Source organism: Alysiella sp. (assembly GCF_030525755.1).
Lineage (GTDB): Bacteria > Pseudomonadota > Gammaproteobacteria > Burkholderiales > Neisseriaceae > Simonsiella.
In genome coordinates, this window is record NZ_JAUNEC010000053.1 from 1 (window position 1) to 11536 (window position 11536).

General features: G+C 43.8%; 12 protein-coding genes. 3 read left to right on the forward strand and 9 right to left on the reverse strand.

Going from position 1 to position 11536, the window contains the following annotated elements:
• Positions 1–101: 101 nt before the first annotated feature.
• Both Q4B82_RS08260 and recN read right to left on the reverse strand, forming a co-directional pair.
• Positions 102–686: a hypothetical protein gene (locus Q4B82_RS08260; protein WP_303065975.1), complete on the reverse strand. Its 585-nt coding sequence runs from the start codon at positions 684–686 to the stop codon at positions 102–104.
• Positions 687–797: 111 nt separating this feature from the next.
• A complete protein-coding gene (recN, locus tag Q4B82_RS08265; protein ID WP_303065976.1) occupies positions 798–2477 on the reverse strand; it encodes a DNA repair protein RecN in 1680 nt (559 codons plus the stop codon).
• Between the two features lie 87 nt (positions 2478–2564).
• Between recN and mnmC the strand changes: the two genes are divergently transcribed.
• Complete coding sequence (gene mnmC / locus Q4B82_RS08270; protein ID WP_303065977.1) at positions 2565–4184, forward strand: FAD-dependent 5-carboxymethylaminomethyl-2-thiouridine(34) oxidoreductase MnmC; 1620 nt, start codon at positions 2565–2567, stop codon at positions 4182–4184.
• A 22-nt stretch (positions 4185–4206) separates the two neighbouring features.
• On the opposite strand, the gene murI is transcribed toward mnmC, so the two are convergent.
• Positions 4207–5010: a glutamate racemase gene (murI, locus tag Q4B82_RS08275; RefSeq protein WP_303065986.1), complete on the reverse strand. Its 804-nt coding sequence runs from the start codon at positions 5008–5010 to the stop codon at positions 4207–4209.
• A gap of 250 nt (positions 5011–5260) precedes the next feature.
• Here murI and Q4B82_RS08280 point away from each other — a divergent pair, with 250 nt between their 5' ends.
• Complete coding sequence (locus Q4B82_RS08280) at positions 5261–6217, forward strand: acetyl-CoA carboxylase carboxyltransferase subunit alpha (protein WP_303065978.1); 957 nt, start codon at positions 5261–5263, stop codon at positions 6215–6217.
• 488 nt (positions 6218–6705) lie between these two features.
• Here Q4B82_RS08280 and Q4B82_RS08285 read toward each other — a convergent pair whose 3' ends face one another.
• On the reverse strand, positions 6706–6930 hold the full coding sequence (locus Q4B82_RS08285; protein ID WP_303065979.1) for an AlpA family transcriptional regulator: 225 nt from the start codon (positions 6928–6930) through the stop codon (positions 6706–6708).
• Between Q4B82_RS08285 and Q4B82_RS08290 the strand changes: the two genes are divergently transcribed.
• Positions 6929–7201 carry a hypothetical protein gene (locus Q4B82_RS08290; RefSeq protein ID WP_303065980.1) on the forward strand — a complete coding sequence of 91 codons (273 nt, stop codon included), beginning with the start codon at positions 6929–6931 and terminating at the stop codon, positions 7199–7201. The genes Q4B82_RS08285 and Q4B82_RS08290 overlap by 2 nt on opposite strands.
• Positions 7202–7218: 17 nt before the next feature.
• Here the strand turns inward: Q4B82_RS08290 and Q4B82_RS08295 are convergent, their stop codons facing one another.
• The 5 genes from Q4B82_RS08295 to Q4B82_RS08315 all read right to left on the reverse strand — a co-directional run.
• Positions 7219–7785, reverse strand: coding sequence for a hypothetical protein (locus tag Q4B82_RS08295; RefSeq protein ID WP_303065981.1), 567 nt, complete (start codon positions 7783–7785; stop codon positions 7219–7221).
• A complete protein-coding gene (locus tag Q4B82_RS08300) occupies positions 7761–8000 on the reverse strand; it encodes a hypothetical protein (protein WP_303065982.1) in 240 nt (79 codons plus the stop codon). The genes Q4B82_RS08295 and Q4B82_RS08300 overlap by 25 nt, the downstream gene beginning before the upstream one ends.
• Before the next feature lie 17 nt (positions 8001–8017).
• Positions 8018–8209: a hypothetical protein gene (locus Q4B82_RS08305; protein ID WP_303065983.1), complete on the reverse strand. Its 192-nt coding sequence runs from the start codon at positions 8207–8209 to the stop codon at positions 8018–8020.
• A 61-nt stretch (positions 8210–8270) separates the two neighbouring features.
• On the reverse strand, positions 8271–8519 hold the full coding sequence (locus tag Q4B82_RS08310; protein WP_303065984.1) for a hypothetical protein: 249 nt from the start codon (positions 8517–8519) through the stop codon (positions 8271–8273).
• Between the two features lie 103 nt (positions 8520–8622).
• A partial coding sequence (locus tag Q4B82_RS08315) for a S8 family serine peptidase (RefSeq protein ID WP_303065985.1) occupies positions 8623–11536 on the reverse strand: 2914 nt, incomplete at its 5' end.

Sequence of the window (11536 nt, forward strand, 5' to 3'; positions counted from 1 at the left end):
AAATTGGGGGAACAAATCTGGGGAAGGCATAATTATAGCGAGATAAAAAAATCAAGGCGGGATAAGACCCCGCCTAAATATGGTTTATTGTATTAAATGGTTTATTGTTTTGTGAAAACCGAGCCAATCACGCCTGTTTCATCGGTAATTGCCATCGCTTTACCATCGGCACTCAATTTGATAAAGCCGCGTTTTTTGCCCAATTCATGCATATGATCAATGCTAATATTCACATAATTTTTGCCTAAACCTGCTTCTTCTTGTTCCTGCACTTGATGTTCCATTAAAGTCATGCCAGCCACAAGTTGAGCTTGCATATCACGATGGAGAACTTCACCTTTACAATGTTTGCTGGTGTAAATCGCCATTTCGTTGTTACCATAAGATTCTATGGTATTTTCTTTTTGACCATTTTGTTTGATTTTTATATTCAATGACATGGACATTTCATTTAAATTCATGCCCATTAATTGAAGCAGTTGTCCCAAGGACGCAACTTGTGCTTTTTGTGGGTGATTATTCGGCACTTCGCCGAAATTCAAACACCCCATCCATTTACCCTCCAAGGCTTTAATCAGCTGTTGTTTGCTGGAATGCTGATTGAAGGTTTCCGCTTGAACAGTGGTATTCAAAAAACACATTGTTGCCATACCAATTACCCAAATAGTGGGTTTAATTTTTATCATGATGTTTGCTCCAGTATGCCTTAAAGCCCAATGTTAAATTAGGTAAATTAATTTTATAGTTCGTTATTTTTCCATCAATCAGGCTGCCTGAAACGTCATACACTTGGGTTTTCAGGCAGCCTGTGTTGCATTTTCGGCTGCCATTGTCAACATTTCTGCGGCATGATTAAGTGTGGTATCCGTGATTTTCTCGCCACCGAGCATACGCGCGATTTCTTTGATGCGACTTATCTCGCCCAATACTTTAATTTCACTGACTGTTTGTTCGCCTTCGCTGTGTTTGGCAACTTGCCAATGATGTTCGCCACAAGCCGCAACTTGAGGTAAATGTGTTACCGCCAAAACTTGGTGTTTACCACCCAAAGTTCGCAAAGCACGCCCAACCGTTTCGGCAACGCCGCCACCAATACCCGTGTCCACTTCATCAAAAATCAAGGTAGGGACTTGGGTGTATTGACTGGTAACCACTTGTAAAGACAAGCTAATCCTTGCCAATTCGCCACCCGATGCCACTTTATTCAATGGACGAAGTTGACTGCCTTTGTTGGCGGCGACTTGGTATTGTACTTGTTCCAAACCATGTGCAGATGGTGTACTGGGCAAAAGTTCAATGTGAAATTTCGCACCTTTCATCGCCAATTCTTGCATGTGTGCGCTGGTTTCGGCGGACAGTTTTTGTGCTGCTTGATGACGCATTACCGACAGTTTCTGTGCCAATTGCTGATAATAGGCTTCGGCTTCGTTTGCGGCTTTTTGCAAAGCTTCAATATCGGCAGCCGCTTCCAATGCCAATAATGCTGCCTGAATTTCGGCGGTTTTTTCAGGCAGCCTTTCTGGGTCGGTGCGGTATTTGCGTGCCATAGACATGATGTCGCTCATGCGCTCTTCTTGTGCCATCAATTCATTTGGGTTGATTTCCACTCGGCGAATAAGGTGTCCCATATTGGCGGCAACTTCGCTTAACTCGGCTTCTATGCTGTCCAAGAGTGCCAAACTTTCAGCAAAACGCGGTTCAATTTCTGCCAATTTAGATAAAGTGCGTTGGCAACGGTGCAATAAAGTGTGTATGCCCTCATCGCCATCAATGTATTCACGCGTTTCTTCGGCAGCTTGCAGCAATTCAGCAGCGTTGGCAAGCATATCATGACTTTGGTTTAGGTTCTCCCACTCGCCTTCACTCACACCCAATTCATCTAACTCATTGAATTGCCACTCCAAACGTTCTCTTTCTATGGCAAGGTTTTCGCTTTCATTTTGCGCATCCAATAAAGCCTGTTTGGCTTGTTGCCAGTTTTGATAAGCTGATTGAGTTTGCGCTGCCAATGACAAGCTGCCTGAAAACGCATCAAGCAAATGGCGTTGTGCTGCTTCTTGATTAAGCGAGTGATGGGCATTCTGACCATGAATGTCAATCAGTTGTGAACCAATGTTTTTCAGTTGCGCCAAAGTTGCAGCTTGATTATTGATGAAACTGCGGCTTTTGCCTTTGGCATCAATGATGCGGCGAATGGACAATTCATCCGCATCATCTGCCAATAAACCTTGTTCACGCAGTTGCTGTTGCAAATCAGTCAGCTCACTAATATCAAACAAAGCAGACAATTGTGCTTCTTTTGCACCGTTGCGAACTTGACCGTAGTCGGCTTTGTCCCCCAAAAGCAGAGACAATGCATCCAGCGTAATGGATTTACCCGCACCTGTTTCGCCCGTTAAAACGGTGAAACCACTTTGAAAATTCAGATGCAGTTGTTCAACAATCACGAAATCGCGTAAAGACAATGCGAGCAGCATTTCAGGCAGCCTTTTGAATAGAAAACAGAAAGCGAATTATAACAGCCTGCGGTACAATTTGCTTTTGCAATTTTCAGACAGCCCATTATGACAGCTAAACCCGTTTACGCATGGTCGCAAATCCCCTCGTTTGCCGAATTAAGTGATTTTGTTCAGCATCATGATGAAGACAAAATCCTCTTGATGATGCTGCCTGAAAAACATTTGCCTGAATTTTCTGCTGCCCAAACCGTTCTGTTTCCTGAATTGGTAATGGCTTGGCAGCGTGCGTTAAAGTGTGTGCAATTTCAGACAGCCAATGTGATTGCGGACTTTTTACCAAATTGTGAACTGTGGTTGCTGCCTGAAAGCCGCATGATGTGTTTACACGAACATTTCAGGCAGCCTATTCAATGGCAAAATACCATAATCCCACAAAAACAGCCTGAACCAATCAAAGCGTGGTTCAGGCTGCCTGAAAACAATTTAAAAGATAAAATACCACAGGTTTTGATTGTCGGTGCAGGCATTGCAGGTGCTGCAACAGCGTATGAATTGGCAAAACGCGGTGCAAAAGTGTGTGTTTTAGAAGCCAATTCTGCACCTGCACAAGCTGCTTCGGGTAATCGACAAGGTTTGTTGTATGCCAAAATTTCACCCCACGCCACCGCGCAAACTGAATTATTACTACTTGGCTATGGCTACACACACCGTTTATTAGAATACTTACAACCTGAACAAAAAACATGGCAAACTTGTGGCGTATTGCATCTTAATCACAATACCAGCGAAACCCAACGCAATCGTGATTTAGCAAAGCAAACATGGCACTGTCATTTGTATCATTATCTTAATGCTCAACAAGCCACGCAACTAGCGGGAATCGATGTGAAACAAGATGGTTTATTTTGGCCGCAGGGTGCATGGCTTAATCCCACTGCTTTGATTACCCAATTATTGAACCACCCCAATATTTCACTTCACACCCACGCAAAATTAACACAAGCTGAATTTACCGAACATCAATGGCAAGTCATCACCACCGACCAACGCCAATTTTCAGGCAGCCATATTGTATTTTGTACGGGTTCGAACAATCCAGCAACCCCAATCATCTGCGATTTTCCCTTTCAAATGATACGCGGACAAACTTCACTTATTGCGGCCAATTTATTTTCCCAACAACTTAAAATCGCGCTTTCAGGCAGCAGCTACATTTCGCCTGCATGGGATAATGTACATTGCTACGGCGCAACATTCATCAACAACGACAACAACAGCCAATGGCGCGAAGCAGATGAAATGAGTAACCGCCAAGCACTACAAACACTCAATTCAATTTTGGCACAAAACCTTTTATCTCAACCTTTTTCAGACAGTCTGAAAGGACATGCCGCCGTACGCTGCGACAGCCATGACCATTTGCCTGTTGTGGGTGCTTTAGGCGATGTTGCCGTCATGCATCAAGTGTATGCCAAACTGGCATTAGACAAAAATTATCGCCTCAATACAACCTGCCCTTATTTGCCCAATGCCTACACCAATACCGCGCACGGTAGTCGGGGTTTGGCAACCGCTCCCATTTGTGCGGCAGAAATTGCCGCACAAATTTGCGGTACAGCCATGCCATTTTCAGAAAAACTGCGACAGGCTCTGTCTCCCAATAGATTGATTATCCGACAAATTGTTCGCACTCAATCGTCATCACAAACCAATAAGACTGCCTGAAATAATCGACTTTATTGGGTATTTAACCCAAGCGCATCATTTCAATTTGTGCCAAACTGCGTCCCAAAAAGCGTTCGCCTATACTTTGAAAACGCAAAGGAATATCGGAAACATAAAAACGGTAATCGGGTGCAGTTTGCGAAGTATTCAATAAATTGGCAGCCATTAAAGCCTGTGCCACTGCTTCAGCCGTAGTTGTAGAAGAATCCACCAATTCAATATGCGGTGCTTCATTTTTAATCAAAGGTTTAAGTAAAGGAAAATGGGTACAACCCAAAACCAAAGTATCAATGTTTTCCGCCAATAATGGCTTCAAATATTCACGCACCGTCAAGCGCGTTACCTCATGTTCTATCCAGCCCTCCTCGACCAAAGGCACCAGCAAAGGGCTGGCTTGCGACAAAATACGCGCTTCGGGTGTCATCGCACCAATGGCACGTGCATAAGCATTGCTATTTACGGTGGTATTGGTAGCAATCACGCCAATATTGCGGTTTTTCGTGGTGTGCAATGCCGCTTGTGCGCCAGCCGCAATCACGTCCACAACAGGCATATTGCCCGCCATTTGACGTACACGCTGCCCCGCCACCGCCGCAATCGTATTACAGGCAATAACCAAAGCTTTCACTTCATTTTGTAACAAAAAGTCCACAATTTGCGCCGTAAATTCTTCAATCGTGTTGCGCGATTTAACCCCATAAGGCACGCGTGCCGTATCACCAAAATACACGATGTTTTCATGGGGCAAGCGTTCCATTAAAGCGCGTACTACTGTTAAGCCACCCACACCCGAATCAAATACACCTATTGGTTTATTGTTGTTCATCAATTTCATCTCACTCATGCTTTCAGGCTGCCTGAAAACATTATTTTAAACATGAAACGCGGTTTCAGGCAGCCTAAAAACGTGCAAAAATCGCTTTAATCGCGTATCATGACACAGAAAATGGAATTAGATTTCCACACTATTTTTCTAACTATATGAAAAATAAACAAAAGAAAATATAGAGCAAATAACCCATTTTTTAAAGAAGCGCGGTACAATCTGCGGCTTCATCACAGCGTGAGTCCATTCTATGAAACCCGTTTATCTTGATTTTGAACAACCGATTGCTGAACTCAACAACAAAATTGAAGAATTGCGTTTGGTACAAAGTGATTCTGCCGTTGATTTATCAGAAGAAATCAAACGTTTGCAAAAGAAAAGTCGTGATTTAAGCAAAAACATTTTTGCCAAACTCACGCCCGCGCAAATTTCGCAAGTATCACGCCACCCTCAACGCCCCTACACCTTGGATTACATTGACGCGCTGTGTACCGATTTTCAAGAATTGCACGGCGACCGCCATTTTGCTGATGACGATGCAATTGTGGGCGGCTTGGCGCGATTTAATGGGCAAAGCGTGGTAGTGATTGGACACCAAAAAGGGCGCGACACCAAAGAGAAAATCCGCCGCAATTTTGGTATGCCTCGTCCCGAAGGTTATCGTAAGGCTTTGCGTTTGATGCAGATGGCGGAAAAGTTCAAATTGCCTGTACTAACTTTTGTGGATACACCAGGTGCATACCCTGGCATTGGCGCGGAAGAACGCAATCAATCAGAAGCAATTGGCAAAAATCTGTACGAATTAACCAAACTTAAAACGCCTGTGATTTGCACGATTATTGGCGAAGGCGGTTCAGGTGGAGCATTGGCAATTGCTGTTGGCGATTATGTGAATATGTTGCAATATGCGACTTATTCGGTGATTTCACCTGAAGGTTGCGCGTCTATTTTGTGGAAAACAGCCGAAAAAGCAGCTGATGCAGCAGCTGCTTTGGGCATTACTGCCGACCGTTTGCTGAAATTGAATTTGATTGACCGCGTGATAGACGAGCCTTTGGGTGGCGCACACCGAGACCATTACGCCATTACCAACACACTCAAAACCGTGATTGAAGACCAGCTGCGTGAAGCACAGTCCTTACCGATGAATGATTTGCTCACACGCCGTTTTGACCGCATTATGGCTTATGGACAATTTGTTGAATAAATTGCTTGATGCCATTTGAACTTTTCAGGCAGCCTGTTTTCAACCTGAATAGGTTGCAACCTTTGCAAACCCATTTTTAAACAGATGTAAGGGCGGATTTTATATCCGCCAATCTGTTGTTTAAAATAACCACAATATTCTTAATAAATCAATGGTTTGCTTGTATTTACATCACAAAACCAAACCATTCATTTTTTCCTGTGTACGTTTGGTGTACGAATAAAGCATGAATCAATTTAATCCGAAATGGTCAATTTCGTACAACGGAATACTGTTGCATTAACCATACACATTACCACCGAATTACTTTATCATACAAGATAAATGTGTTGCAAAAGTAAAGCAGTTATCGTCAAACCACGATAACTGCTTAAAAATTCATATTGATTTCCATTGGCATAAAAAAATAAATATTAAATAAAATGGAAGCCAATGGCAGATAAGAACAAGGCGCTTATCTCTTTAAAAATCACTTCAAACCACAAATATCACACATTGTGGTTACAACAACGAGCTGCTTTCTTGGATTCAATCCAAGCGTGAATTTCAGCTCTATCCCATAAGGATTTGTTACTCAATTTAACTTGACGTGGGAAACTTGAATCATAACTGGGATGGCTTGCATCCAGCAGTTTGTAGATTGTTGTTTTACCCAGTCGGGTTATTGCCATAACCTCCTTAATGGTAATCAGTATGGGGGCATCATGTATCATGATTGAACTCCTTAACTGTTGTTTGTCAATTGCCAATGACTGGCAGCCTCATGCAATCTTGCATGTACTTTGCATACACGCGATTGCACTTGAAAAATATCTTATCAAACCGCAACAGCAGAAATCAAATAAAAACAGGCAAAAAAATGGCAAACTGAAACGTTTGCAGCATGCCCGAAACTTTTCTCCATGCGTTCAAGTACAAAATGAAGAAGAGTTTGGGGATTGCACAAAGGTTTCAGCTTGCGGTGTTTGCTTTGGGATTAATTGACAAACATCTTGTCAACATTAAGCGGATTTCACTTCCTCCATGATGGCTTCCCACATATCTGATGCTTTTTTCACATTCTCATGGCTTTGTGCTTGTTCCTGTTCATATGTATCTAATGTATTCAAACGAACAATGGCATCTAATACAGATGTTAAGTTTAGATAAACGCCAATAGGCATTGCCACAGCCATTAAGAAATATGCCCAACCATGATGGGGCAAGAAAGAAGTCCAACGATTGATGTCAAGCAAAAAGAATAAAGTTGCCAATATTATTACCATAAGCGCTTTTTTAATGCTGATAGGATAATAAAAAGGCGAGGCTAAAACATAAAAAGCAATACAAAAAAATCCACCAAATGAAAAACTGCGCATTATCTGCCATACGAGATTGTGTGATGTCATCCATTCTTTGTGATAAAAAAACATTAAAATGATGCTAGTAATGAAAAAAAGCAAACTCCATTTGAGAAATGTAGACTCACTTTTTGTGTGCAAACGCTTAAATTCCAACACTTGTCTAAAAAAAGTTTTTTCAGTTGCCTGATTTTTCAAAAAAATTAAGTCGCCATTGAGTTTTTCCAATTCAAGTGACTCATCGTATTTTTATCTTTTACATTTTTTACGTCATCAGCATACAGATTGGGGTTGTCATCGAGAATCAGCCAAGCCATTGTAATCTGATTTCCTTTTCTAAAATGAATATCATGATTTTTGAATTGAAAGAAATATTCTTTACCCGTGTCTTCATCCAAAACAAACAAATCTTGATGAAGCGAAGTGGAACTGCCAATATCCATTGAGCCTTTGGCATTGCTTAAAATGCCAGTATTGAGTGTAATTGCGCCCCATAAACGGAAGTGGTTCGTTCTCGATGTGCTTCAATAATTACGCCACGCAATACAATGACTCTGCCTGATTGATGGGTCTTGTTTGCGTTTTCTTTTTTGTATTCAATTGGGTATACATCAACTAACTCGGTAAAATCAAAAGGAATGGTTTTAAACATAATTCAGACTATTTTCAAATAATCAAGATGCAAATTGTTCATTCAGGCTGCCTGCAATAAATCAGGAATCGGTTGGATTGAACATCAACCGTTTGCGCTCTTCCCATTTACGCTTTTCAACTTCATCTGGTTCATCTGGCACTGCTTCACAATTATTGCCTTGTTTAACACAATGCATCTCACCTGTTTGCATATTGATGCGGCACATTCTGCTCCATGCTGGACAATTGTGGCGTTCTTGCGGTATGGCATGATTGTTGCATGCAGATAAAGCCAATAACATCACGATACTGCTTAATACAATTTTCATTTTTAACCTTTTTTTGTGATGCTGTTGAATGTGGATAAACCCACTTTCAGGCAGCCTGATTCTGCCGCGTTACCCTTGCGAACAACGCGGCAGAATTTCGCCATTAGAACTTATAACCCAAACCAACACGAACTGCATGGTCTTTGTATTGGCTGCTGCCTGTAAATTGGTATTGACCTGTTACAGACCAACCTTTGCCAAAGTTAGCCACCACACCAGCTGCTGCAGTACCGCGAGTGCGTGGTAAATCCCACGAACCTGTTTGACCTTTGGCAGCACTTGCGCCCAAGAACCGACCGTTCACGCTGTAGTCGCGTGCTTTCAAGTCATGTTCCACACCCAATTTGCCAAACACAGACACGATTGGATTGATTTGGTATGAGGTTTTCACCGCCAAGATGCCAACAGGTGTGCCTTTGCTGACTTTTTCACCCGCCCAACCGTAGTTCGCATCGCCTGTTTCGCGGAATGCTTTTTGTTTCAGGTAGTCATAACGCAAACCACCCTCTACATTCAACAACCAATGGTTGTCAGCAAAACCCCAAGTTTTACCACCCAACAAAGCAGCCTGCCACAATTGACCCTCGGTCTTGCCTTTCACAGCATCACCAACCAAACCCAAAGAGCGGTTTACGGTCAGATCGTAGTCGTTGTAACCCAAAATGCCTTTCAGGTAGCTGCTGTAAGGCAGGTTGTAACGCGCGCCCAACAACACACCGTGGTTGCTTGCATTGGCACTACCGCCCACATTCTCACCCCATTGGGTTTTGCCTGTGGTAAACGCACCTGTTAAAGTGATGTCATTGGTCAAACCAAATTGACCACCGATAACCGCGCCATTGGCTTTCAAATCACCATTTGCGCCATCATTTTTCCAGTTGGTATCGGAATGCGTGTACTCTACCAGAGCCGCAACTTCACCTTGTTTCAGGCTCTTGTTCAAGCCATCTGAAACCGCAGTCACATTTTTGCCTTGCTCCATCGCATACACAGACGCACCATTGGCATAAGGTGTGGCTGCCAAGTTAATCAAAGTGCTGCCGACTGCCGCAGAGGGGGCGTTTTGCAACTTGGAGGTTGCCAATGCCACGCCACTGCTTTTCAACTGCTCATCAGTGTAGGTATCCAATTCACCCATCAGGCTTTCCACGTTGGTTGCTGCACGTTTGGCTGCTGCGCGGAATGTGGGCAAGACAGTATTTGCATCAGCGTCGCTGGAACCCGCATTGCGATAGACGGTTAAGTACAAGTCATTGCCTTGTTTTTTGAGGTCAGACAGGCTGGATTTCAAATTGCCTGCTGTTTGCAAGCTGGTGAAATTGCCCTCAATACCACTGCGTGTGCCCAACACTTGCACATCTGTACCGCTGGCACGTACATAGGATCCTGTGGCATCCACATACAACTTACCCGCCAATTCAGCCCAACCGCTTATGCTCAAATAATTACCCAAACGGCTGTACAAAATGCCCGTGTCTTTTTGGATATAATTGCCTTTGATTGACATGACGGCATCATAACCCGCGTTATCAGATGCCACATGCAACCAACCGTGATTGACTACACCCCTGCCAACCGAGGCATTTGCTTTCAAAGCCAACATGCCGTCTTTTTCAACAATTGCACCGCCCGTGATTTTGTTGTTCACGGTTACGGTACCGTTTTCAACACGGGTAATACCTGTATAACTGTTGTTGCCTGCCAACACCAACTCAGATGCGCCACGTTTGATCAAACCGCCCTCACCTGTGATGTCGTTGCCAAACACATAGCTGTTTTTGTCGGTACCTTGCGTGTCAGCCACAAAATCGCCAAAGGCAAATTGTGCAGGACCATTAACCGCTTTACCCACATTCAACAAGCCCCAACCATACACACTGTCCACGCCTTTGGCGCCCAAATCTTGTGCTGTGGTCAGCAAAGTGGTACGCAAATTATCGTTATTCATCCATGGGTACTTTTGTTGCACCAAAGCCGCCGCACCCGCCACTTGGGGTGCAGAGAAAGATGTGCCTGAATGGGTAATCATGTGGTCGTATGAGTCTTGCCATGTCCAATTGGAATCATAGTAAGGCACACCTTTATGCGCCATCGTGACAAAATAAGGCGCAACCATACACCATTGAGCCGCGATGCCACAGTGGTTTGAACCACTATTCTCTCCACGATATGCAATATCACCATTTTCATCCACACCCGCAACCGCAATCACACCTTTTTGTGTACGAGGCACAGCGTAAGGAGTCAAAGCCATATCCGTTGGCAGTTTAGCAGCTTGATTGGATGCACTAAAAATCAACAACGCACCACGGTCAACCGCATCAACAACGGCACCAATATCTGTCTTTTTGCGTTCCTCCGCATTGGCGGCTTCTGAATACTCACGATAAGCTACATTGTAATCGGCAATCATGCGACTCGTATTCGCGTGCCTGCCCCAACTGTTGTTAATGATGCGCACACCCTTATCCAACATATCGCTCCAAGCAGCATGAGCATCCTTACCATTCATGTCCATCAAGCCCGCGCCCATCACTTTGGCATCTGGCGCGACACCGCCACGACCCATACCGTCAACAGCACGACCAGCAGCGGTCTGTGTTGTGTTCGCACCATGCTCTGCAAACTCACGACGATTATCGTTCGGTGCAGACGAACCATAAGGTGTTTTAATCATGGTGCTGGCAACTTGGTCATATACATTGTATTCAACAACAGTATCCTTGATTTCAGGACGGTTGTAAAAAGGCTCATCAGCGACACCAATCGTCACACCCTTACCCGTCAAACCTTGGTCAATCGCGGTTTTCTGGTTAATCATATTCAGGTGCTTTTCGGAGTTGGTTGCATCCGTATCCAACAATTTGTTTTTACCATCGCTCGGATTGTAATCATTGATGTGCAAATTCGCCGCAGCCGCCTTTTCTTTGCTGTCGTTCGCCGACACATCACCATCACGTTCTTCATACAAATAACCTGGCAAATACGTAGAACCGCCAGTACCTGTGCCTGTGCCA